The sequence below is a fragment of the Gemmatimonadota bacterium genome (assembly GCA_016714015.1).
Lineage (GTDB): Bacteria > Gemmatimonadota > Gemmatimonadetes > Gemmatimonadales > Gemmatimonadaceae > Pseudogemmatithrix.
Window position 1 is genome coordinate 31,798 of sequence record JADJNZ010000008.1, and the last position, 22,093, is coordinate 53,890.

General features: G+C 70.4%; 21 protein-coding genes. 9 read left to right on the forward strand and 12 right to left on the reverse strand.

All coding sequences use genetic code 11. The features are described 5' to 3' along the window. Positions 1-27: 27 nt before the first annotated feature. Together IPJ78_16040 and IPJ78_16045 are read left to right on the forward strand one after the other, a co-directional pair. Positions 28-1,260: an acyl-CoA dehydrogenase family protein gene (locus IPJ78_16040; GenBank protein MBK7908056.1), complete on the forward strand. Its 1,233-nt coding sequence runs from the start codon at positions 28-30 to the stop codon at positions 1,258-1,260. A 346-nt stretch (positions 1,261-1,606) separates the two neighbouring features. After that, positions 1,607-2,335: a hypothetical protein gene (locus IPJ78_16045; protein MBK7908057.1), complete on the forward strand. Its 729-nt coding sequence runs from the start codon at positions 1,607-1,609 to the stop codon at positions 2,333-2,335. A gap of 96 nt (positions 2,336-2,431) precedes the next feature. Here the strand turns inward: IPJ78_16045 and IPJ78_16050 are convergent, their stop codons facing one another. The 3 genes from IPJ78_16050 to IPJ78_16060 are packed head-to-tail and all read right to left on the reverse strand — an operon-like array spanning position 2,432 to position 4,801. Further along, positions 2,432-2,956: a DUF2306 domain-containing protein gene (locus tag IPJ78_16050; GenBank protein MBK7908058.1), complete on the reverse strand. Its 525-nt coding sequence runs from the start codon at positions 2,954-2,956 to the stop codon at positions 2,432-2,434. Next, on the reverse strand, positions 2,895-4,049 hold the full coding sequence (locus tag IPJ78_16055) for a CapA family protein (protein ID MBK7908059.1): 1,155 nt from the start codon (positions 4,047-4,049) through the stop codon (positions 2,895-2,897). Before IPJ78_16055 ends, IPJ78_16050 begins: the two co-directional genes overlap by 62 nt. Further along, the gene (locus IPJ78_16060; GenBank protein ID MBK7908060.1) at positions 4,001-4,801 is read right to left on the reverse strand and encodes an SDR family oxidoreductase; all 801 of its coding nucleotides are present in this window, start codon (positions 4,799-4,801) and stop codon (positions 4,001-4,003) included. Before IPJ78_16060 ends, IPJ78_16055 begins: the two co-directional genes overlap by 49 nt. Positions 4,802-4,831: 30 nt before the next feature. Here IPJ78_16060 and IPJ78_16065 point away from each other — a divergent pair, with 30 nt between their 5' ends. The 7 genes from IPJ78_16065 (at position 4,832) to IPJ78_16095 (ending at position 13,604) form a co-directional block, all read left to right on the forward strand. After that, a complete protein-coding gene (locus tag IPJ78_16065; GenBank protein MBK7908061.1) occupies positions 4,832-6,142 on the forward strand; it encodes a sterol desaturase family protein in 1,311 nt (436 codons plus the stop codon). A gap of 101 nt (positions 6,143-6,243) precedes the next feature. After that, complete coding sequence (locus IPJ78_16070; protein ID MBK7908062.1) at positions 6,244-6,996, forward strand: electron transfer flavoprotein subunit beta/FixA family protein; 753 nt, start codon at positions 6,244-6,246, stop codon at positions 6,994-6,996. Positions 6,997-7,415: 419 nt separating this feature from the next. Beyond that, positions 7,416-7,976 carry an electron transfer flavoprotein subunit alpha/FixB family protein gene (locus tag IPJ78_16075; protein MBK7908063.1) on the forward strand — a complete coding sequence of 187 codons (561 nt, stop codon included), beginning with the start codon at positions 7,416-7,418 and terminating at the stop codon, positions 7,974-7,976. A 73-nt stretch (positions 7,977-8,049) separates the two neighbouring features. Further along, positions 8,050-9,588, forward strand: a complete 1,539-nt coding sequence (locus IPJ78_16080) for a Re/Si-specific NAD(P)(+) transhydrogenase subunit alpha (GenBank protein MBK7908064.1) — start codon at positions 8,050-8,052, stop codon at positions 9,586-9,588. Next, positions 9,585-10,982 (forward strand): NAD(P)(+) transhydrogenase (Re/Si-specific) subunit beta, encoded by a 1,398-nt coding sequence (locus IPJ78_16085; protein MBK7908065.1) that lies wholly within the window; start codon positions 9,585-9,587, stop codon positions 10,980-10,982. Before IPJ78_16080 ends, IPJ78_16085 begins: the two co-directional genes overlap by 4 nt. A gap of 64 nt (positions 10,983-11,046) precedes the next feature. Next, positions 11,047-13,107: a (Fe-S)-binding protein gene (locus IPJ78_16090; protein ID MBK7908066.1), complete on the forward strand. Its 2,061-nt coding sequence runs from the start codon at positions 11,047-11,049 to the stop codon at positions 13,105-13,107. A gap of 8 nt (positions 13,108-13,115) precedes the next feature. Further along, positions 13,116-13,604 (forward strand): isoprenylcysteine carboxylmethyltransferase family protein, encoded by a 489-nt coding sequence (locus IPJ78_16095; protein ID MBK7908067.1) that lies wholly within the window; start codon positions 13,116-13,118, stop codon positions 13,602-13,604. Here IPJ78_16095 and IPJ78_16100 read toward each other — a convergent pair. Genes IPJ78_16100 through IPJ78_16140 form a run of 9 tightly spaced genes read right to left on the reverse strand, consistent with a single transcriptional unit; the run spans position 13,574 to position 22,028 of the window. Continuing rightward, complete coding sequence (locus tag IPJ78_16100) at positions 13,574-13,861, reverse strand: hypothetical protein (protein ID MBK7908068.1); 288 nt, start codon at positions 13,859-13,861, stop codon at positions 13,574-13,576. The two genes, IPJ78_16095 and IPJ78_16100, sit on opposite strands and share 31 nt — an antisense overlap. Further along, entirely contained in the window at positions 13,854-14,552 is a 699-nt protein-coding gene (locus tag IPJ78_16105; protein ID MBK7908069.1) for a methyltransferase domain-containing protein, read from the reverse strand. Before IPJ78_16105 ends, IPJ78_16100 begins: the two co-directional genes overlap by 8 nt. Before the next feature lie 31 nt (positions 14,553-14,583). Then, complete coding sequence (locus tag IPJ78_16110) at positions 14,584-15,840, reverse strand: molybdopterin molybdotransferase MoeA (GenBank protein MBK7908070.1); 1,257 nt, start codon at positions 15,838-15,840, stop codon at positions 14,584-14,586. After that, the gene (dacB, locus tag IPJ78_16115; protein MBK7908071.1) at positions 15,840-17,465 is read right to left on the reverse strand and encodes a D-alanyl-D-alanine carboxypeptidase/D-alanyl-D-alanine-endopeptidase; all 1,626 of its coding nucleotides are present in this window, start codon (positions 17,463-17,465) and stop codon (positions 15,840-15,842) included. The genes IPJ78_16110 and dacB overlap by 1 nt, the downstream gene beginning before the upstream one ends. Next, entirely contained in the window at positions 17,462-18,619 is a 1,158-nt protein-coding gene (mobB, locus tag IPJ78_16120) for a molybdopterin-guanine dinucleotide biosynthesis protein B (protein ID MBK7908072.1), read from the reverse strand. The genes dacB and mobB overlap by 4 nt, the downstream gene beginning before the upstream one ends. Positions 18,620-18,629: 10 nt before the next feature. Beyond that, a complete protein-coding gene (locus IPJ78_16125) occupies positions 18,630-19,361 on the reverse strand; it encodes a formate dehydrogenase accessory sulfurtransferase FdhD (protein MBK7908073.1) in 732 nt (243 codons plus the stop codon). Further along, the gene (locus IPJ78_16130) at positions 19,358-19,789 is read right to left on the reverse strand and encodes a 6-carboxytetrahydropterin synthase (protein MBK7908074.1); all 432 of its coding nucleotides are present in this window, start codon (positions 19,787-19,789) and stop codon (positions 19,358-19,360) included. Before IPJ78_16130 ends, IPJ78_16125 begins: the two co-directional genes overlap by 4 nt. Further along, on the reverse strand, positions 19,786-20,493 hold the full coding sequence (locus IPJ78_16135) for a hypothetical protein (GenBank protein MBK7908075.1): 708 nt from the start codon (positions 20,491-20,493) through the stop codon (positions 19,786-19,788). Before IPJ78_16135 ends, IPJ78_16130 begins: the two co-directional genes overlap by 4 nt. Beyond that, positions 20,490-22,028 (reverse strand): 2,3-bisphosphoglycerate-independent phosphoglycerate mutase, encoded by a 1,539-nt coding sequence (locus IPJ78_16140; protein ID MBK7908076.1) that lies wholly within the window; start codon positions 22,026-22,028, stop codon positions 20,490-20,492. The genes IPJ78_16135 and IPJ78_16140 overlap by 4 nt, the downstream gene beginning before the upstream one ends. Between the last annotated feature and the right edge of the window lie 65 nt (positions 22,029-22,093).

Consider the following 22,093-nt stretch of genomic DNA (forward strand, 5'->3'; position numbering starts at 1 on the left):
ATTTCGGGGTCCTCCTCCCTCCCGAACATGTCCGCCTCCGATACCGAGACCTTCCTCGCCTCCGCGCAGCTCCGCGCGCGTGACGGCGACCTCTTCAACATCGACGCCGCCCTCACCGAAGAGGAGCGCGCCGTCCGCGATTCCGTCCGCGCCTTCGTCAACGAGAAGGTCCTGCCGATCATCGGGCAGTGCTACGTCGACGGCCGCTTCCCGAAGGAGCTCATCGCCGAGATGGGCGAGAACGGCTACTTCGGCGCGAACCTCCCCGAGGAGTACGGCTGCGCCGGGCTGAACAACGTCATGTACGGGCTCATCATGCAGGAGCTCGAGCGCGGCGACTCCGGCATCCGCTCCTTCGCCTCGGTGCAGGGCGCGCTGGTGATGTATCCCATCTACGCCTTCGGCAGCGAGGAGCAGAAGAAGCACTGGCTCCCGCAGATGGCGAAGGGCACGAAGATCGGCTGCTTCGGCCTCACCGAGCCCGACTACGGGTCCAATCCCGCCGGGATGATCACCCGCGCGCGCCAGCAGGCCGACGGGACCTGGATCCTGAACGGCGCGAAGATGTGGATCACCAACGGCTCCACCGCGCACGTCGCGGTCGTCTGGGCCAAGACGGACGACGCCGACACCGAGACGGGCGATTCGATCCGCGGCTTCCTCGTGCCCACCGACGCCAAGGGCTTCAAGGCGAAGGACACCAAGGGCAAGCTCTCGCTCCGCGCCTCCGACACGAGCGAGCTCGTCTTCGACAACGTGCATCTCCCCGCTGAGGCGATCCTCCCCAAGTCGGGCGGCCTCAAGAGCCCGCTGATGTGCCTCACGCAGGCCCGCTACGGCATCTCGTGGGGCGTCCTCGGCGCCGCCATGGCCTGCTACGAGGAGGCGCTGAGCTACGGCAAGAACCGCGTCATGTTCGGCAAGCCGATCGCCGGCTTCCAGATCCAGCAGGTGCGCCTGGCCGACATGATCACCGAGATCACGAAGGGGCAGCTCCTCTCGCTCCACCTTGGCCGCATGAAGGACGCCGGCACCTTCACGCCGCAGCAGGTCTCGATGGCCAAGCGCAACAACGTCGACATCGCGACCGACATCGCGCGTGAGGCGCGGCGTCTCCTCGGCGGCGTGGGCATCGTGGCCGAGTACGGCGCGATGCGGCACATGGCGAACCTCGAGAGCGTCTACACGTACGAGGGGACGCATGACGTTCATTCGCTCATCCTCGGCCAGGCCGTCACGGGGATCAGCGCGTTCAAGTGAGCGGCTGGCGGAAGGGAGAAGGCAGAAGGGGGCGCTCCGGGTTCGGGGCGCCCTCTTTCCCTTGCGAGATGATCCGTGTGCTCGATGACGGCGTGGTGACGCTCGTGGTGGAACTTGATGTCGCGCGGAGCTGAGCGGAGTCGCAGGACGGAGGGGCGTCCCGGGTGATCGGGGCGCTCCTTCTTCGTTCGTCATGCTCGCCATCAAGCCCCCACGCGGTCCCCGCACGCCCGGCGACCCTTGACACCGGACGAGCGGGGGTTCACTGTATTGGTACACCAATACAGAGAGTCATATGCAGCAGCTCCCATGTCTCGGTCGGCGCTCGCCATCGCTCGTTTCGCCGTTGGCGGCGCTGATCGCCGCGGTGCTCCTGGCGGCGCCCACCTCGGCGCAGTCGTCCGCGGGAGGCGCGGCCAATCGCCCCGACCTCGCCAAGGCCGCCAGCGACCTCCGCAACCTCGTCACCGCGCAGGAGGCCTACTTCGCCGAGTACGCGCGGTACGCGACCGACCTTTCGGCGACGCAGTTCCGTGCGTCGGCCGGACTCGCGGTCCGCCTGCTACGGCCGGGGACCAACGGCTATGGCGCCGAGCTCACTGGCCCCGCGATCTCGGGCTCTTGCGTGGTCTTCGTGAACCTGCCGGAGGCCGAGTGGCCGCGGACCGCGACCGAGAAGAAGGTGTTCCCGGAAGGGGAGCCCGCCTGCGACGGGGATGGGGAGGTCGAGGCGGTCCGTTGGGCGTCCAGCGCGCGATTCGCGGTGGAGCGGACCCTGGCGCAGGTGGCCAAGCTGCAGGAGCAGCGATTCGGTCGTACCGGCGCGTACGCTGCCTCGGTCGCGGAGCTCGACGGGTTCCGCCGTTACCCGAGCGTAACGGTGACCCTGGAGGTCACTCCGGGCGGGGAGGGTGGACCCGGCTTCCTCGCGTCGGCGACGCATGCCGCCTATCCGCTGAACTCCTGTCTGGTGCGCTCGGGTTACGGACCCTGGTATCGGCAGGCGATGACGAAGAGCCAGCGCCGCCGACCGACGACCGAACTGCAGGTCAGCTGCGACGACTTCGCGCGTTAGCGCGGCCGGTGCCGCTCATCATCGGAGGTTGGAAGGGGAAACCCTCCGGTGGTGGGCGGTGCCGGTCCGCGTGACCCACGACGGCGACCGATCCGCTCAGCGGTTCTGGGCGAACGGTGCCAGCAGGCGGGCGCGGTGCTTCCGCAGCATGCGCGACCCGACGAACACGACCGCCGCGGTCGCCACGCCGACCGCGATGCCGAACACGGCTCCCGGACCAGCGGTCCGTCTCACGATGTCGAGCCGCGTGGCGGTCTCGGAGACGAGGGCGGCGATCAACCCGATGTAGGACCAGCCGATCGCCTGATAGTGGCCTTCGATCAGACGGGCGCGCGCGACGAGATCCCCTCGCGACCTGGCGCGTCGCGCCCGGATCGCGAACAGCGCGCCGAATCCGGTGCCGACGACGCTCACGATCGCGGCGACATGGAACGGCCCGAAGCCGCCGAACAGTCGATAGATCGACAGCGCGGAGGCGTTCAATGTGAGCATGGAGATCAGGTAGACCCAGCCGAGTCGCCGGTGCGTGCGGCCGCCCTTGGGGCCGGTGAGCAGGACGCTACCGCCGGCGAGGATCGCGGCGAACGCTGTCGCGAGGTGGAGCGCGCCGAGGGGTGACATGGGGCTCCGTACGTGCGCGGGCGCGTGCGGGTTGCACCGCGGGGCGCCCCAGCAGCCGCGAGAGCGAATCGACGTGGGTCATCACCGCGGCGGAGTCGCGGCCGGTCGCGAACCCCGGCCGCAGGGTCGCCTGAACGGGCCGCACGCGCACGGTGATCGTCCGGTCGGGCGCGACGACCAACTCGGCCCAGAGGCCGCGCCGCGTCCACGCGCCGTTCTGCAGGAAGACGAAGTTGCCGAGCGAATGGAGGATCGGTCTCCCCTCCACCCACTCGATGCCCTGCGGTACGTGTGGATGATGCCCGATGACCACGTCGGCGCCCGCGCGCACGAGCGCCCGCAGGAACGCCGCCTCCTGGGGGCGCGGCGTCGCGCGATACTCCACGCCGCCGTGCACCGACGCGAGGACGAGGTCGGCACCGGCCGAGTCGCGGGCCCAGCGCGCGGCGTCCCGGAACCGGAGGGAGTCCGCCCACGCGATGCAGCAGGCGGGACCGGTCCCGGCGAGGTTCATCCCCGGACCATTGAACACGCGCGTCATCGACACCACGGCGATGGTCCAGTCGCCTCGTCTGATGATCGCAGGACGCCACGCCTCCTCGCGCGTCGCGCCGGTGCCAGCGTGCTGCACACCCGCGGAGTCCAGGTGGGCGAGCGATTGGAGCAGGCCGCGGTGTCCGCGGTCCCACGCATGGTTGTTCGCGGTGGTGACCATCGTGAACCCGGCGTCGCGCAGCAACGCCGCGCCCTGCTTCGGGCCGGAGAAGGTCATCGCGTTCGCGGCGTCGGTCGTGTCGCCGCGGTCGACGAGCACGCTCTCGAGGTTCCCGATCGCGAGGTCGGCCGCCTGCAACGCGGCGCGCACGTCGCGGAAGACGCTGTCGCCATCGCCGCGGAGGATGCGCCGCCCCACGGTGCGCGCGAGGTTGATGTCGCCCACGTGCACGATGCGCAACGTGTCACGCGCGGGCGCGACCTGCGCCGCGAGCGGCGTCGCGCCAGAGAGCGCCGCGGCGACGAGGATCGCGACGAGGAGCGCCGTCGTCAGATCCGCGCCCGGCCGTATCGCTCCTGCAGCATCCCGCGCACCCACATCGGCATGTGCCGGAGCATCGCGACCACCAGCTTGTACCGCTTCCCCGGGATCACCACGGTCGGCCCGTCACCGAAGGCGGCGTCCAACGATTCGCGGACGACCCGGTCGGCGTTCAACCACGCCCAGCTCGGAATCCCCTTCGACTTGTCGATCTGCATCCGGTCGTGGAACTCGGTGTGCGTGAACCCGGGGCAGAGCGCCTGCACCTGCACGCCGGTCCCCACCAGTTCCATCGCGAGGCCCTCCATGAACACGCGCTCGTACGCCTTGGTCGCGCAGTAGTTCACGTTCCCCGGGCTCGCGGTGAACGAGGCCACGGAGGCCACGTTGATGATCCGCCCCTCGCGGCGCGCGATCATCCCCGGCAGCACCGCGCGCGTGAGGAGCATCGGCGCCATCACGTGCAGCTCGAGCATCGTCGCCTGCTCGGCCACCGGTCGCGTGGCGAGCTTCCCCTTGGTGCCGAAGCCCGCGTTGTTGATCAGGAGCAGCACGCGCTCGTTCTGCGCGAGGAACTCGGCGAGGGTCCGCATGCCGTCGTCGCGCGAGAGGTCGGCCGGCCAGGCGTCGGCCGTGATCCCGTACTGCAGCGAGAGCTCCGACCCGAGCGACTTGAGGCGCTCGTGGTCGCGCGCGACGAGGAGGAGGTCGAAGCCGCGCTCGGCGAGCTGGCGGGCGAACTCGCGGCCGAGGCCGGCGGAAGCACCGGTGACGACGGCGAGGGGGCGGGAGCTCGGGGAGTTGGTCATGGGCTCCGGAGAATCTACTATTCCCGGGGCATGGGCATCATCCAGGCCGCCATCCCGCTGTTCTTCCTCCTGATCGCCCTCGAGCTGGTGTGGGCGCAGGCGACGGGCCGTCGCGTCCTGCGGCTCAATGACAGCCTCTCCGACCTGAGCTGCGGCATCCTCTCCCAGCTGGCGGGGATCTTCACCAAGCTCTTCACGGTCGGGATCTTCATCTGGGTCGCCGATCACGCGCGGGTCCAGCGGTGGCTGCCCTTCGTCGCCGAGTGGCCGGAGCGGGCGCCGTTCATCGCCGCTGCGGGGTTCCCGGGATTCACGGTGGACTTTCCCGCCTTCCTGAGCTGGGCCGCCGTTTTCACGCTCGTCGATCTCGCGTACTACTTCTCGCACCGCTACGCCCACGAGATCAACATCCTCTGGGCCGGCCACGTCGTCCATCACTCGAGCGAGGAGTACAACCTCCCCGTCGCGTTGCGGCAGAGCGCGCTGCACGGGCTCATGAGCTGGGTCTTCTACGTCCCGCTCGCGCTCATGGGTGTGCCGTGGCGGATGTTCCTCGCGAGCAACGCGATCAACCTCGTCTACCAGTTCTGGATCCACACGCGCGCGATCGGCACGATGGGCCGCGCGACCGAGTGGATCATGAACACGCCGAGCCACCACCGCGTCCATCACGGGGTGAATCCGGAGTATCAGGACAAGAACTACGCCGGGGTCTTCATCATCTGGGACCGGATGTTCGGGACGTTCGAGCCCGAGGTCGAGGAGCCGGTGTACGGGATCACGAAGCCGCTCAACAGCTGGAACCCGCTCTGGGCGAACGTGCACGTGTTCGTGCAGATCGCGCGGGACGCCTGGCGGGCGCGGCGGTGGGCGGACAAGCTCCGGATCGTGTTCGGGCGACCGGGCTGGCGGCCGCCGGAACTGGGCCCCGTCGAGCGCCCGGTGCCGGTCTCGGTCGACACGTTCGAGAAGTTCGACCCGCCGGTCCCGGCGCCGCTGGCCTGGTACGGGTTCGTCCAGTTCGCGGCCGCGCTCGTCGCCGGGTTCCTGCTCCTGCAGGCGGCGGGGTCGATCCCGATCGCGCTCGCGGTCGCGCCGGCCTTCTTCATCGCCGTGGCGCTCGCGGGCGTGGGTGGGGTGTTCGAGCGCGCCAAGTGGGCCCGGCCGCTCGAGACCGCGCGGCTCCTCGCGACCGCGGCGACCTGCGGGGGCCTGCTCTGGACCGGCCTGGCGCCAGGCGTCGTCGCGTGGGGCGGGCTGGCATTCTGCCTCGTCTCGCTCGCGGTCCTTTGGGCGTACCGGGCGGAGCTGACCCACACGGAGCTGGCGCCGCTCATGTGAGGAAGGCGGAAGGTGGAAGGGTGAAAGTGCGCGCGCCTCAAGCTTTCATCCTTCCGCCTCCATCCCTAAATTGAACGGACTGTCCCACCCTGAGGACCCCAGTGAAGATCGCCGTCTGCATCAAGCGCGTCCCCGACATGGACGTCCGTTTCAAGATCGCCCCCTCCGGCAAGGCCGTGGACGAGACGGGGCTCAAGTTCGACATCTCCGACTTCGACGGCTATGCCGTCGAGGCCGCGCTCCAGATCAAGGAGAAGCTGAACGCCGGTGAGGTCGTCGTGATCTCGCTCGGCCCCGACGTCGTCCAGGAGATCCTCCGGAAGGCGATGTCGATGGGCGCCGATCGCGCCGTGCAGCTCAAGGCCGACGCCGTCCCCGCCGACTCGCACGCCATCGCGACCGCGCTGGCGGCCGAGCTCAAGGACGGCGGCTACGATCTCATCATGTTCGGCCGCATGTCGATCGACACGGCGCACGGCGCGACCGGCGCGATGACGGCCGAGCTCCTGGGCCTGCCGGTCGTGAACGCGATCAGCAAGCTCGAGTTCGACGGCCGCACCGCGAAGATGCGCCGCGAGCTCGAGGGCGCGTACGAGCTGGTCGAATGCGCGCTCCCCGCCGTGGTCACCATCGATGAAGGCATCGCGCGGCCGCGCTATCCCTCGCTCAAGGGGATCATGGCCGCGAAGAAGAAGCCGCTCGAGACCAAGCCCGCGCAGCTCCCGGCGTCGCGCCTCGCCCTCGATGCGATGGCCCTCCCGCCCGAGCGTGCCGCGGGTCGCATCATCGGCGAGGGCTCGGCCGTCGTGCCCGAGCTCGTCCGACTCCTCAAGGAAGAAGCGAAGGTCCTCTGATGTCGAACAACGTCCTCGCATTCGCCGAGTCGCGCGGTGGTGATGTCCGCCGCGCCGGGCTCGAAGCCGTGACCGCCGCCCGGGCCATCGCCGACGCGCGGGGCGGGGCGGTGCATGCGATCCTCTTCGGCGCGCCGGGCATCGGCGCCCACGCGGCCAAGCTGGGCGCCCTCGGCGCCGATGCCGTGCTCGTCGTCGAGCACGCGGCCTTCGCCAACAACAACCCCGAGGCCGTCGCGGCCACCATCGCCTCGAAGATGGGCGGCTATGGCGCGTTCGTCTGCGCTGCCAGCGCGACCGGCAAGGACATCGCGCCGCGCGTCGCCGCCAAGTGCCAGGTCCCGGTCGCATCCGATGCGGTGGCGATGACGGTCGCCGCGGCGTCGATCACGGTCACGCATCCGGGCTACACGGGCAAGATCCTGCAGACGCTCACGCTCACCGCGACTCCCGCGGTGGTCAGTGTCCGCCCCGGCGCCTTCCTCCCGAAGGAGCACGCGAAGGCCGGGACCGTCGAGGCCGTCGCACCGGCCGCCGACCCGTCGGCGAGCCGCGTGAAGGTCACCGAGACCGCCGCCGGCAACACCGCCAAGCTCGACCTCGGCGAAGCGCCGGTGATCGTCTCGGGCGGCCGCGGCCTCAAGGAGGCCGCGAACTTCAAGCTCGTCGAGGAACTGGCCGCCGCGTTCGGCAATGCGGCCGTCGGGGCGACCCGCGCCGTCACCGACGACGGCTGGCGTCCGCACTCGGACCAGATCGGCCAGACCGGCCGACTCGTCTCGCCCGACCTCTACATCGCCTGCGGCATCTCGGGCGCGATCCAGCACCTCGCCGGCATGCGGACCAGCAAGACCATCGTCGCGATCAACAAGGACAAGGAAGCGCCGATATTCAAGCTGGCGGACTACGGGATCGTCGGGGACGTGCTCGAGATCCTGCCGGTGCTCACGGCGGAAGTGAAGAAGGCGAAGGCGCAGTAGCTCGAGTCGCTGCAGTGCGCTCCGCCGCCTCCGCGGCGGGGATCCCCCCTCGCTGATGCGGTCACGGTCGAACATGAGAGTCGGAGTACCGAAGGAGAGCTGGCCCGGTGAGCGCCGCGTGGCGGCCACGCCGGATTCGGTGAAGAAGCTGCGCAAGCTCGGGTTCGAGATCACGATCGAGCATGACGCCGGCCTGCTGGCCGGGTTCGATGACGCGGCGTACGTCGCCGCTGGCGCGACCGTCGGCGACGCGGCCGCGGTCTGGGCGGCCGAGGTGGTCACCAAGGTCCGCGCCCCGGGCGACTCGGAGATCCCGCGCCTCGCTGCGGGCTCCACCCTCATCAGCTATCTCCACCCCGCGTTCAACGCGGACCTCGTGTCCGCGATCGGCGCCCGGAAGGTGCACGCACTGGCGATGGACCAGGTGCCGCGGACCACGCGCGCGCAGAAGGTCGACGCGCTCTCCTCCACGGGGAATCTCTCCGGCTACCGCGCGGTCGTCGAGGCGGCCAATGCGATGCAGCGGCCGCTCCGCGGCCAGTCGACCGCCGCGGGCAAGATCCACCCCTGCAAGGTCCTCATCATCGGTGCCGGCGTCGCGGGACTCGCCGCGATCGGGGCCGCGCGCGCGCTCGGCGCCGTCGTCCGGGCCTTCGACACCCGTCCCGCGGCGCGGGAACAGGTCGCGTCGATGGGCGCCGAGTTCCTGCAGGTCGAGATCGACGAGGATGGCAGCGGCACGGGCGGCTACGCGAAGGAGATGAGCCCGGCCTTCATCGCGGCGGAGATGGCGCTGTTCGCGGCGCAGGCGAAGGAGGTCGACGTCATCATCACGACCGCGCTGATCCCCGGGAAGCGCGCCCCGACGCTGATCACCGCCGAGATGGTGGCGTCGATGAAGCGCGGATCGGTCGTCGTGGACCTGGCGGCGGAGCAGGGCGGCAACTGCGAACTCACGAAGCCGGGCGAGGCCGTCGTCGCGCGTGGCGTGACCGTGATCGGCTTCACCGACCTCCCGTCGCGGATGGCGCAGCAGGCCTCGACGCTCTACGCGATCAACATCGTGAACCTGCTCGAGGAGATGGGCGGCGCGGAGAAGTACGCCCTCAGCGAGACGAACGACATCGTCCGGCCGATGACGGTGCTGCGCGACGGGACGCTCGTCTGGCCGGCCCCCGCGCCGGCGATGCCCGCTCCCGCCGCGGCGGCGACGCCGCACGCGGCCAAGGCCAACATCTTCAGCGAGGAGCATGGACCGCCGGCACGCGAGACAATGTCCGGCGCGTCGCGGATCTCGCTCGCGCTGGTCGGCCTCGCCATGCTGGGCATCGGGCTCACCGCGCCGCCGGGCTTCCTGGCGCACTTCACCGTGTTCGTGCTCGCCTGCTTCATCGGCTACCAGGTGATCTGGAGCGTGACGCCGGCGCTCCACACGCCGCTCATGAGCGTCACCAACGCGATCAGCGGCATCATCGTCATCGGCGGGATGTTCCAGGTCGGCTCCGGCGTCGCCGCCAGCGTCCTCGGCCTCCTCGCCATCCTGCTCGCGACGATCAACATCTCCGGCGGGTTCCTCGTCACGCAGCGCATGCTGAGGATGTTCCACCGGTGACCTCCTCCCTGCTCGGCACGGCGTATCTCGGCGCCGGTGTCCTCTTCATCATGAGCCTCAAGGGGCTCTCGCATCCCGAGTCGGCGCGACGCGGCAACCTCTTCGGCGCGCTCGGCATGATCATCGCCGTGCTCGCGGTCGCCGTGCAGGTGGGGCTCGCCTCCGCGCCGGCGATCCTCGGGACGGTCCTCGTCGCCGGGATCATCGGCGCCGTGCTCGCGGCGCGCGTCTCGATGACGTCCATGCCGCAGCTCGTCGCCATCCTGCACAGCTTCGTGGGCGCGGCGGCCGTGCTGGTGGGCATCAGCAACCACCTGCATTCCGGCGTCGCGCTCGTTGGCGCCGAGCTCACGATCCACGAGATCGAGACCTTCGTCGGCGTCTTCATCGGGGCGCTGACGTTCACCGGGTCGATCATCGCGTGGGGCAAGCTGCAGGGCGTCATCCACAGCAAGCCGCTGCTCCTCCCGGGGCGTCACCTGATCAACCTGGCGCTCGTGCTCGTCAGCGTCTGGCTCGGCGTCGTCTTCGTTGGTGGCGGCGAGCAGGCACTGACGGCGCTGCTCGCCGTCACGGCGATCGCCGGCGTGATCGGCATCCTGCTCGTGATGGCCATCGGCGGCGCCGACATGCCGGTGGTGGTGTCGATGCTCAACAGCTATTCGGGCTGGGCCGCGTCGGCGGCGGGCTTCATGCTCTCCAACGACCTGCTGATCATCACGGGCGCGCTCGTCGGGTCGTCCGGCGCGATCCTGAGCTACATCATGTGCAAGGCGATGAACCGCTCCTTCATCTCGGTGATCCTCGGCGGGTTCGGCGCAGAGGAAGGGGCGGCGCCGGCCGGGGGCGCGGCGATCGTCGGTGAGATGGTCGCGACCACCGCCGAGGACGTCGTCGAGTCGCTCCGCGAGGCGAGTTCGGTGATCATCGTGCCGGGCTACGGGATGGCGGTCGCCCAGGCCCAGCACCCGGTCAAGGAGATCGTCGAGATCCTGCGCAAGCGGAAGGTGCAGGTGCGCTTCGCGATCCACCCGGTCGCCGGGCGCCTCCCGGGCCACATGAACGTGCTCCTCGCCGAGGCCAACCTGCCGTATGACATCGTCCTCGAGATGGACGAGATCAGCGACGACTTCGCGGGCACCGACGTGGTGCTCGTGATCGGGGCGAACGACATCGTGAACCCCAGCGCGCTCGACGATCCCACCAGCCCCATCGCCGGGATGCCGGTCCTCCCCGCGTGGGAGGCGGAGAGCTGCATCGTCTTCAAGCGCGGACGCGGCGCGGGCTATGCGGGCGTGGAGAATCCGCTCTTCTTCAAGCCGAAGACGCGAATGCTCTACGGCGACGCGAAGGCCTCGGTCGACGCGATCCTCCGGTTGCTGCAGCAGGCATGAGGTCCGGACACCACGGCGGGACTCCGCCGTGGTGCCGGCTGGCCCTCCGGGCTAACTTCCGCCCATGACCGACGTCAACGGGCTCTTCCTCGCTGTCCTCGTCGCCGCGCTCGGACTCTTCAGTTTCAACGTCCAGCGCCTCATCGGCTACCTCCGCCTCGGCCGACTCGACGACACCCGCTGGAACGACGTGCCGCGTCGCGTGGGGAACTTCCTCCGCATCGGCATCTTCCAGGAGAAGATCTTCCGCGACTCCGTCGCCGGCCCCATGCACGCCCTCATCTTCTGGGGGTTCATGATCCTCGGGGCCAGCACGACCGAGATGCTCATCGGCGGCGTCTTCCCCGGCTTCGGGTACGACCGCTTCCTGCCCGAACCGGTCTTCCGGCTCTACGTCCTGAGCCAGGAGGGCTTCGCCGCGATCGTCCTCGCGATGATCGCCTTCGCGCTCTGGCGCCGGCTCACCAAGCAGGTGAAGCGCCTCGAGGGCGCCGAGACCCACCCGAACGATCCGCTCCTGATCCTCTCGTGGATCGCGGCGCTCATGCTGACGATGTTCCTCAGCGAGGCCTTCCACTTCGTCGCCTCCCCGGACGAGCTCGCCTCCGCGTACCCGGTGAGCTATCCGCTCGCACGCGCGCTCGTGATGGTCGGCCTCGGGCCGGACATGCCCGCCCCGCTGCTGTTGCACGAGTTCTTCTGGTGGGCCCACGCGGCGCTCGTGCTCGGATTCCTCAACTACCTGCCGTTCTCCAAGCACCTGCACGTCGTCGCATCGCTCCCCAACACCTACCTCTCCAACACCAGCGGTCCGGGAGCGGTCGGCGCGATGCGCGCCATGGACTTCGAGGGGGCCGAGGCCGAGCAGTTCGGCGCGAGCGACATCGAGCATCTCAGCTGGAAGTCACTGCTCGACGGCTTCGCCTGCACCGAGTGCGGCCGCTGCACGAGCGTCTGTCCCGCCAACACCACGGGCAAGATGCTGAGCCCGCGCAAGATCATGATCAACGTCCGCGAGCGCCTCGAGGAGAAGGCGCCGTGGATGATCACCGGAGCGGACGGCGAGGCGACGCTCTCGCCCGACGCCCCTGCCGGGATCGCCGAGAAGCACCTGCTCGGCTCCTACATCACCGACGAGGAGCTCTGGGCCTGCACCTCCTGCCGCGCGTGCGTGTACGAGTGCCCCGTCTCGATCGACCAGCTCTCCGTCATCAACGAGCTGCGCCGCAACCTCGTCCTCGCCGAGTCGCGCTTCCCCGAGGAGATGATGCCGGCCTTCGAGTCCATGGAAGCGAGCGGTTCGCCGTGGGCGTTCGACCCGGGCGACCGCGGCAAGTGGGCCGACGGGATGGATATCCCGACCATGGCCGAGATGGTCGAGCGCGGCGAGAAGCCCGAGGTGCTCTACTGGGTGGGGTGCATGGGGTCCTTCGACGACCGCGCGAAGAAGACCACCGTGGCCTTCGCGCGCATCCTCCAGGCCGCCGGCGTCCACTTCGCCATCCTCGGACAGGAGGAGAAGTGCAATGGCGATCCCGCGCGCCGCATGGGGAACGAGTACCTCTACCAGATGCTCGCCAAGGACAACGTCGAGACGCTCGAGCGCTACGGCGTCCGGACCGTCGTCACGGCCTGCCCGCATTGCTTCCATCAGCTTGGCAACGAGTATCCGCAGTTCGGTGGCCACTACGAGGTCATCCACCACTCGACCTACATCGAGCAGCTGATGGCCGAGGACCGCGTGCCGCTCCGCCAGGACCTCCACGGACCGGTGAGCACCTTCACCTATCACGACTCCTGCTATCTCGGCCGCTACAACCAGGTGTATGACGCCCCGCGCGAGACGCTCAAGCGCGCGCTGCCCGTCATGAACCTCGTCGAGATGCCGCGCAACCAGGACAAGGGGCTCTGCTGCGGCGCCGGCGGCGGTCGCATGTGGATGGAGGAGAAGGTCGGGAAGCGCATCAACGTCGAGCGCGCCGAGGAGGCACTCGCGACCAAGGCCGACTCGATCGCGGTCGCGTGCCCCTTCTGCATGACGATGATGGCCGACGGCGTGAAGGCGCAGGGCAGCGAGGTCCCGGTGTACGACATCGCCGAGGTCGTCGCGCAGCAGCTGCGCTGACCGACTCGATGGCGAAGCCGCCGCGCCTGCTCCCGGACGGGTCGCCGGATCATCCCGACCTGCCGTACAAGCCCCCGCTGGCGTACCTCGCGGCGATGCTCGCCGGCATCATGCTGCATCGCGCGTGGCCGACGCACGCGCGACCCGCCGGATGGTATCCGGTCGGCGTCACGCTGGTCGCCATCGGCGCGGCGCTGCTCGTCTGGGCCAAGGTCGTCTTCGACCGACAACGCACGCCGCTCGAGCCGTGGAAGGCCACCAAGGCGATCGTCGACGAGGGGCCGTTCGCCCGGTCGCGCAATCCGGTCTACATCGGCTTCGCGATCATCCAGGTCGGGCTCGGCGTGTGGACCGACAAGCTCGCCGTCGTGCTGCTCGTCGTCGTGCCGGTGCTGATGACTGCGGCGCTCGTCGTGCCGCGCGAGGAGGCCTACCTGCGGCGCAAGTTCGGCGCGGTGTACGAGGACTACTGCTCGCGCGTGCGCCGCTGGTTCTGACCCGCCTGCATCGCGAGCGCCGCCGCCGCGAGCATCTGCTGTTCCTTCGGCGACATCGCGAACAGCTGCTCCGCCGTCGCCAGCCCGCGTGAGGTGATCGCGGCCACTTCCTCCGGCGACAACCTCGGCCCCGCCTGCTTCCGGTCCTTGAGCTGCTCCCGCAGGTCGGCGCCGGCACGGTGGATCAGCCAGGCGGCGATCCCGACGATCACCAGCAACGCGATGATCTGCAGCGGGGAGAAGGCGGAGCTAGGCATGGCGCAGTTCGTACACGGTGATCGAGTGCACGGCGGAGCCCTCCGGGGCGGCGGGAACGGTCGGCCGGGTCTCATGATGGACGATCCGCGGCACCAGATGTCGCGCCTTGGCCTCCACCAGGAAGTCCCCCAGCGCCACGCGACCCTGATCGGAGACGAGCGCGCGCCCGCCGGGTGCGAGGGTCCGGCGGATCGCCTCGGCCACCAACGGGGCGTACGGCCGCTCGTAGAGCACATCCGCCGCGAGGACCAGGTCGAATGTCCCGAGGTCGTCGGGGAACGACCGCCAGTCGACCATGCGGACCGCCGGCTCCCGGCCGGTGACCGTCAGCGCATTGCGGGCCGTGAGCAGTGTCGCATCGACGTAGTAGTCCGTCGCGAGGACGTCGTAGCCCGCGCGCGTCGCCGCGGTCGTCACGAGCCCGAGCCCGCAGCCGAGCTCGATCGCGCGCGGGCGCGATCCGTCGGCGTGCGGCGCGGTCGGATGCGTCTCGAGCCAGGTCGAGAGCACGATCGCGGCCGGCCAGAGGTCGGCCCAGTAGGGCAGTCGGTCGTCCTCGGCGAAGTCGGCCTCGCTGATGAGGTCGTCGGCGCTCCTTGGCTTCTCGAGGGTCACCATCCCCATCGGGAGCGCGACCTCCTGCGGCACCAGCATGAAGCGCCGGTCAAGCGTGGCGAGTTCCGGGCGCATCAATGTCGCCCAGCGGAGGCGAGAGGCGCGCTCACAGCGCGAACCCCTCGGCCGTCCCGGCATCCTCGGTGAGGAGCAGGGCGGAGAGCGTCTCCCCGGCGGGAACGGTCGATCGGTCCTCCGGGACCACCAGCAGTGCGTTCGCGAGCGACATCGAGGTGAGGATCCCCGAGCCTTGCGGCCCCGTGAGGCGTGCCGTCAGCACGCCGTCGACGCGCGGCGTGACGATGGCGCGCAGGAAGTGCGTGAGCTTCGCGCCGATGCTCACCGGCTCGTCCAGCCGGACGGCGATGGGGCGACGGTGCAGCCGCGTGTGCCCGAGCATCCGGCGCATCGCGGGACGGACGAACAGCTCGAACGTGACCATCGCCGAGACGGGATTCCCCGGGAGGCCGATCCACGGGATGCCGCGCACGGCGCCGAACCCGAGCGGCGCACCGGGCCGCATGCGCACCTTCCAGAAATCCATCACCGTGCCGAGCGACTCGAGGGCGGTGCGCGTGTGGTCGAACTCGCCCACGCTCACGCCCGCCGACGTCACGATCAGGTCCGGCCGCAGCTCGATCGCGCGCTCGAGCAATGCGCGCATCGCGTCGAACGTGTCCGCCGAGTGGCCGAGACCGATCGGTTCGCCGCCGGCGCTGCGCACGAGCGCGTCGAGCGTGTACGAGTTCGAACTGACGATCTTCCGGCCGGCGCGCACCTCGTCGAAACGATCGAGGTCGACGAGTTCATCGCCCGAGCCGAGGATGGCCACCCGTGGCCGGCGATGCACGCGGGCCGACGCTTGTCCGACGGAAGCGAGGATGCCCACCTGGGCCGCGCCGACGGGGATGCCGCGCGGGAGCGCCACCGTCCCCTCGTGCAGGTCCTCGCCGCGGAGCCGGATGTTCTTGTGCGCGTCACGGTCCTTGAGGATGCGGACGCGCGCGAGGCCCGCGTCGGTGTCCTCGACTCGGATCACGGTGTCGGCGCCCTCCGGGAGCGGCGCGCCGGTCATGATCCGCGTTGCTTGGCCGGGCCCGAGCGGGACGGTCGCGAATGCGCCCGCGGCGATCGTCTCGAGCACCGGCAACTCGACCGGGGCCGCGTCGCTCGCCCCGAGGACGTCCGCCCCGCGAACGGCGTAGCCGTCCATCGCCGAGTTGGTCCAGTGCGGGAGCGTGATCGGCGAGATCACGTCGTGCGCCAGCACGCGCCCGAGCGCGTCGCGCAGCGGCACCGACTCCTCCTCGAGCGGTCGCACCCCCGCGACGATCCGGGCGACCGCCTCGGCGACCGAGAGCATCAGGGCGCCCCGAGCGTCGCGCCCGCCAGGAACGCGGCGAGGGTGTCCTGCACGCGCTCGACTTCCCGGTTCGGGACCACATGGTTGTTCGCGAGCATCGAGAAGAGCAGCAGGCGGCCGTCGGCGGTCGTCACATAGCCGGAGAGGGCGCGCGCCTTGTCGAGCGTCCCCGTCTTGGCGTGCACGTTGCCTTGGGCCGGCGTGCCGCGCATCCGGTTGCGAATCGTGCCGTCCACACCGGCGACCGGCAGTGCATCATAGAAGGTCCGGAACTCGGCGTGCCGCCGCATCGCGTCGAGCACGCGCACGATCGTCTCCGGGGAGAGGTAGTCGTGGCGCGAGAGTCCGCTGCCGTCGCGCACGGCGAATCCGGCGCTGTCGGCGCCCCAGGCGACGAGCTGCCGCTCGACGACTCGACGGGCGCTGTCGGCGGTGCCCACGCCGGTGCGCGCACGGCCAAGCGTCTTGAAGAGGATCTCGCCCAACTGGTTCTGCGACGGCTTCTCGAATCGCGGGAGGATCTCGCGCAGGGGCGGCGAGGTGCGCGTCGCGAGCGGCATGAGGCCGGCCGTGTCCGCGATCGCGTTCGCTTCCACTCCGCCGCGGACCGTGATGCCGCGCGCCGCGAGTGCCTCGCCGAACGCGTCGAGCCATGCCGCGGACGAGTGGCGCAGCGCGACGGCCACCGTCACGCTGTCGCCCGGCCGCATCTCGCCACGCAGGTCGAGCTGCGGGCGCCCATCACGCACGACCCCGTACCACTCCACACGCGAGCGCTGCATGCAGCAGCCCTCTGCGGTGGAGACCTCCACTCGGCCGATCCGCGGCACCGTGCCCGCGGGCGACGTGCGCACGGTGACCGCGCTCCCGGGTGTCCGCCCGGCCACGATCGTGACGCGCGCGAACCCTTCGTTGAAGAACAGCTCGTCCACCGGCGCCGAGTAGTCGTAGTCGAGGTCGTCCCAGGCCCAGCCGTACCCGAGTGTCGAGTCGGGGAAGGCGTCGCCACCTCGGATGAGACGGCCCGTGACCTCGGTGATGCCGCGCGCCGCGAGCGAGTCGGCGAGCGCGCGCATCGGCGCCATCGCGTCGCCGCCGGCGAGCGAATCGCTCACGCTGGGATCGCCCGAGCCGATCACGGCGAGGTCGCCCGTGAGGATGCCGTGGATCGGCGTCGAGGCGCCGAGCACGCGCGTCTCGAAGCGGAAGTCGCCACCGAGGAGCGCGAGCGCGGTCGCGCCGGTGATGAGCTTCTGGTTCGAGGCCGGCATGAAGAGTTTGCCCGCGTTCCGCGAGTACAGCGTGTCGCCGGAGGCCGCGTCGACGACGAGCACGCCCCAGTGCGCGGACCGGAACATCGGATCGCCGAGGAGCGAATCGGCCAGCTGCGCGAGGGCGCGGCGCGCCGTCGCCGAGGTACGCGACCCGTTCGGTTCGGCGCGCAAGGACTCCGAGGGGGCGGGGACGCGACGCAGGCCGGGCGTGATGGCTCCCGCCGCGGTCGCGGTCCCCGACCCTCCGGCCGCCGTGGCGCAGGCGGTGATGACCCAGAGGGTCCCGGCGACGATGCCGGTTCGCCACCGGCGGTTGAACGTTCGGCGGATCGGTGCGGGGATGGCGGTCATCGAAGGGCAGGGGAGAGATACTCGCGCTCGACCCAGTCGGCGAGCGCGTCGAGCCAATCATCGGTGTCGAGGGCGAACCGCGCACCGTCGAACCCGGGCATCATCACGTCCGACACCAGCGCACGCCAACTGCCCGCGTTCGGCGGCCCGTCGGCGAGGAGCGACGTCGTGTGCTCCGACGCGCGATGGATCTCCACCTTGGGCAGCGCACTCGTCTTGAAGCCCTCGCAGAGCACGAGGTCCGCCTCGCCAAGGTAGCGCGCGGCGAGCGTCTCCGGCGCCAGCTCGCGATCCCATCGCATCACGAGCGCGAACTTGTCGGGCGACGCCATCGCGACGCGCTCGGCGTTCCCCTCATGATAGTGCCGGTAGGTGTCGGTCCCGGCCGGATCGAGGTTGAACGTGTGCGATCCGTGCTTGAGCGTCATGATCCGATGCCCTCGACGCGACAACTCCGCGGAGAGCCGGACCGTGAGAGTGGTCTTTCCCGCATGCTTCTTGCCGACGATCGCCAGTAGCGGCGGTGGCGCGCTCGGGGACCACCGCGCCAGGTCCTCAGGAGTATTCACGTTCGCGAAGAGCATCGCCGGGTCACCGTAGCGCTGCACGTCCTCCAGCGGCATCCGGACCGCCCGCACCGCGTCGTGGAACGCGATCACGCGTCGGTCACCGGCCTCCAGTGCGGCGGTCACCGGCGGCAGGCAGGCCGCGGCATACCAGGCGCAGAGCGGCTCCACGCCGCGGCGCGAGCCGTCGCTCGCGGGGACCACGAGGTCCGCGTCCCCGCGCTCCCCGCGATGCCGGAGCGCTTCCAGCAGCACCGAGGGCACGAACGGCATGTCCCACGCGACGAGCAGGATGTCGTCCCCGGCGTGCGCGAGCGCGGCGTGCAGGCCGCCGAGCGCGCCTTCGCCGGGTCGCACGTCAGACCGCACACGTACGCCCGGCAGCCACGATCCCGCGTCGGCGTCGTTCGCGATGAGCAGGAGGTCGTCGGTCACCGGACGCAGGGCGGCGGCCACCCGGTCGATGATCCGACTCCCGCCCACCCGCTCGAGACCCTTCGGGCGCCCGCCGTAGCGGGTCGCCCCGCCACCAGCGAGGATCACGCCCACGCACCGGCGTCGCGGCGCGTTCATGCGCGGCGCGCTCATGCGCACACCCTCATGCCGTCCAGACCTGCGGCTGCCCCGAGACCGCGCGCCCCACCAGCACCATCCCCGCGGCCTGCGCGATCTCCACGGCGATGGTGCTGGGCACGCTCGGCGTCGCCACCACCGCGATGCGCGCGCGCGCCGCTTTGAACGCGAGCTCGCCGGAGATGCGGCCCGTCACGAGGAGGATCAGGTCGTCCGGCCGTTCGCCCGAGAGCAGCCGCTGGCCGAGCACCTTGTCGACCGCGTTGTGCCGCCCGATGTCCTCGGCGTGCGCGAGCAGCGCTTCGCCGTCGGTGAGCGCGGCGGCGTGGATGCCGCCCGTGGTCGCGTAGCGCTCGCCGCGCGCGAACAGCTCCTTGAAGAGGAGGCGCGTGCGCGCCAGGTCGGGCACCGGCGGCCGCGTCGTGCGACGCGGAACGTTCGAGAGCGAACCGAGGATGGTCGTCACCGCGCCGCAGCCCGAGGCCAGCACGCGCCGCCGCTCCTGCCCTTCGACCGTCTCGTACCGCGCCGCTGGCACCGTGACCCAGAACCCGGGCTCCTTCGCGCAGGGGCGCATCGAGAGCAGGTCCGCCTTGGAATCGATGTACCCTTCGCCGAAGCACCAGCCGACCACGAGCTCGGGCAACTGGTCGGGCGTGCACATCCACGTCACGGCCGGCTGGCCGTTCACCTCGAGCCAGACGGGCACCTCGTCGACCGCATCGAGGCTCGGCGCGCCGTCGGGCGGCACCGTCATGCGGGGTCCACCTCGGCCCAGAGTCCTGCCTCCTCGGCGAGCCGCACCCGCACCACACGCGTGGTCGGGCCAAGTGCGTCCTGCACCTGTTCCGCGATCCACCAGGCGACGTTCTCGGAGGTGGGGATGAGCTTCCCCTCCGCGAAGGCCGGCACGTCGAGCACGAGGTTCCGGTGGTCGAGCACCGCGTGCACGCGCTCGCGGAGCGCGCGGTCGAGCGCGGCGAGGTCGGCACAGAAGCCGGTCACGGGATCGATCGGACCGCCGACGGTCACGTCGCAGGTGTAGGTGTGCCCGTGCCAGTTCGGGTGCGCGCACGCGCCGAACACCGCCGCGTTCCGGGCGTCGTCCCACTCGGGGCGCCTGTACCGGTGCGCCGCCGAGAAGGTCACGCGCCGCGTGAGCGTGGCGACCCGCGGCGGCGTCACCGGAAGAAGAACCGGCTCATGCCGATGTTCAGGAGGAGGTTCCCCTTCCACGGGGAGAGCGTGCCGCTGGAGACGATCGGCGTGACCGCCGCTCCATCCGGTCCATAGTCGATCGGATACGTGTACTTCCAGAACAGGTGCGTGAGATCGGCACTCACCTCCCAGCGATTCCCCGTCGGGATCCGCAGCCCGAGGCCGTACGAGATGGTGAACTTGTTGCCGAAGAGGTAGCCGCCCGGATCCGCCTGCGCGGTACCGCCGCTCACCCAGCCGACCGCACCGTGCACCTGCGGCACGAGCCCGTTCCAGGACTTGTTGCCGGTGAGATTCATCCCGAATCCGGCTTCGAGGGCCGTCAACGGTCGCGTCGATGTGCCGAGGATCCGCGGGGCACCCGTCACGAGCGGATCCTTGTAGGTGCGATCCAGCCGCGGCGCATAGGTCATGCGCGTCTGCAACCAGAGGGGCCCGGTCAGCAGCAGCTCGTATCGCAGGCTCACCTGCGTCCCGGTGCGCGGGCCGACGCCGGCCGGATCGCCGCCCGGCGCGATCACGCCGGTGGTGACCGTCAGGGCCTGCTTCCCGCGCAGGTCCTGGAAGGGGCTCGTCTCGGGCGTGTAGCCCACCTGCTGCGCGGCGAGGGAGGTCGCGCCGAGCGCGACGATGGCGATCGCGCGAGCGATCGGAAGGGTACGACGGATCACGCGGTCGCTCCAGGGAGTCGCAGGTCGCGGCCCGTCATCTCGCGCGGTGGCTCGACGCCGAGCATCGCGAGGACGGTGGGGCCGATGTCGCAGAGCGCGCCACCGGCGCGCAGCGGGCCCGACGCGCCGTCCTCGACCAGCAGGAGCGGCACGGGGTTGGTGGTATGGGCCGTGTGCGGGCCCCCCGTCGCCGGGTCGATCATCATCTCGCAGTTGCCATGGTCCGCCGTGATCAGCAGCCGCGCGCCCGCGCGCTCCGCCGCCTCCACGATCCGCGCCAACTGCTGGTCCACGCACTCCACGGCCTGGATCGTCGCGGCGATGTTGCCGCTGTGTCCGACCATGTCGCCATTGGCGTAGTTGCAGAGCGTGAACTCGTGGGTCTTGCCGAGGATCGCCTTCGTGAGCGCCTCGGTGATCCCCGGCGCACTCATCTCCGGCATCAGGTCGTAGGTCGCCACCTTCTGGCTCGGCACGAGGATCCGTTCCTCGCCCGCGTACGGCACCTCGTTCCCGCCGTTGAAGAAGTACGTGACGTGGGGATACTTCTCCGTCTCCGCCGTCCGCAGCGAGCTCATGCCGTGGTCCTGCAGCACCTCGGCCATGATCTTCGCCATCGAGAACGGCTCGAAGGCCATCGGGAGCCCGAATGTCTGGTCATACTGCGTCATCGTCGCGACGTGGAGGCGCGGTCGGTCGCGCACGTCGAAGCCGTCGAAGCCCGCGATCGCGAGGCTGCGCACGATCTGGCGCATGCGGTCGGAGCGGAAGTTCCAGCAGATCACCGCGTCCCCGTCCCGCATGGGCGCGACCGGCCGCCCATCGCGCACCACGACCGCCGGCTCCTGGAACTCGTCCGTCACGCCGCGCGCGTAGTTCCCCTCGATGAACGCGATCGGGTCGTCGGTGGACGGGCCCACGCCGCGGACCGCGGCGTCGTACCACTTCTGCGTCCGCGGCCACCGCTGGTCGCGGTCCATCCCGAAGTAGCGCCCGCCGATGCTCGCGATCGTCGCGCGCTCGCCGATCCGAGAGCGGAGGGCGCGCACGAACCCGAGCGCCGAGGTCGGCAACGTGTCGCGGCCGTCGAGGCAGAGGTGCAACGCGACCTTGGGGACGCGTTCGCGCGTCGCCAGCTCGACCAGCGCCACCAGGTGGTCGTCGTGCCCGTGCACGCCGCCATCCCCGACGAGCCCCACGAGATGCAGGGTCCCGCCGTTCGCGCGCGCGTGGGCGCAGGCGGCGCGGAACGTCGCGTTCGAGAAGAACGACCCGTCGCGGATGGCATCACCGATCCGGACCAGGTCCTGCACCACCACGCGCCCAGCCCCGAGGTTCATGTGCCCCACCTCGGAGTTCCCCATCTGGCCTTCGGGAAGGCCGACGGCCCGCCCGCTCGCCTCGAGGAGCGTACGGGGGGCACGCGCCCAGAGGCGGTCCCACGTGGGCGTGCGCGCCATCGCGATGGCGTTGCCCTCGGTCTGTTCGCGATAGCCCCAGCCGTCGAGCACGACGAGGACGACCGGCCGGTCCACCTTCGAAGCCATCTTGGCCCTGTTCCGTGCGGGGTATACCTTCGAGTGACGTGCGCGAGACTAGA

What these genes read in the sequence shown, in the direction of transcription:
- dacB (MBK7908071.1), bottom strand. Translation starts at nt 17,465, where the DNA reads ATGACCGCCATCCCCGCACCGATCCGCCGAACGTTCAACCGCCGGTGG.
- IPJ78_16110 (MBK7908070.1), bottom strand. Translation starts at nt 15,840, where the DNA reads ATGCTCTCGGTCGCCGAGGCGGTCGCCCGGATCGTCGCGGGGGTGCGA.
- IPJ78_16050 (MBK7908058.1), bottom strand. Translation starts at nt 2,956, where the DNA reads ATGTCACCCCTCGGCGCGCTCCACCTCGCGACAGCGTTCGCCGCGATC.
- mobB (MBK7908072.1), bottom strand. Translation starts at nt 18,619, where the DNA reads ATGAGCGCGCCGCGCATGAACGCGCCGCGACGCCGGTGCGTGGGCGTG.
- IPJ78_16125 (MBK7908073.1), bottom strand. Translation starts at nt 19,361, where the DNA reads ATGACGGTGCCGCCCGACGGCGCGCCGAGCCTCGATGCGGTCGACGAG.
- IPJ78_16105 (MBK7908069.1), bottom strand. Translation starts at nt 14,552, where the DNA reads ATGCGCCCGGAACTCGCCACGCTTGACCGGCGCTTCATGCTGGTGCCG.
- IPJ78_16090 (MBK7908066.1), top strand. Translation starts at nt 11,047, where the DNA reads ATGACCGACGTCAACGGGCTCTTCCTCGCTGTCCTCGTCGCCGCGCTC.
- IPJ78_16095 (MBK7908067.1), top strand. Translation starts at nt 13,116, where the DNA reads ATGGCGAAGCCGCCGCGCCTGCTCCCGGACGGGTCGCCGGATCATCCC.
- IPJ78_16040 (MBK7908056.1), top strand. Translation starts at nt 28, where the DNA reads ATGTCCGCCTCCGATACCGAGACCTTCCTCGCCTCCGCGCAGCTCCGC.
- IPJ78_16080 (MBK7908064.1), top strand. Translation starts at nt 8,050, where the DNA reads ATGAGAGTCGGAGTACCGAAGGAGAGCTGGCCCGGTGAGCGCCGCGTG.
- IPJ78_16065 (MBK7908061.1), top strand. Translation starts at nt 4,832, where the DNA reads ATGGGCATCATCCAGGCCGCCATCCCGCTGTTCTTCCTCCTGATCGCC.
- IPJ78_16060 (MBK7908060.1), bottom strand. Translation starts at nt 4,801, where the DNA reads ATGACCAACTCCCCGAGCTCCCGCCCCCTCGCCGTCGTCACCGGTGCT.
- IPJ78_16100 (MBK7908068.1), bottom strand. Translation starts at nt 13,861, where the DNA reads ATGCCTAGCTCCGCCTTCTCCCCGCTGCAGATCATCGCGTTGCTGGTG.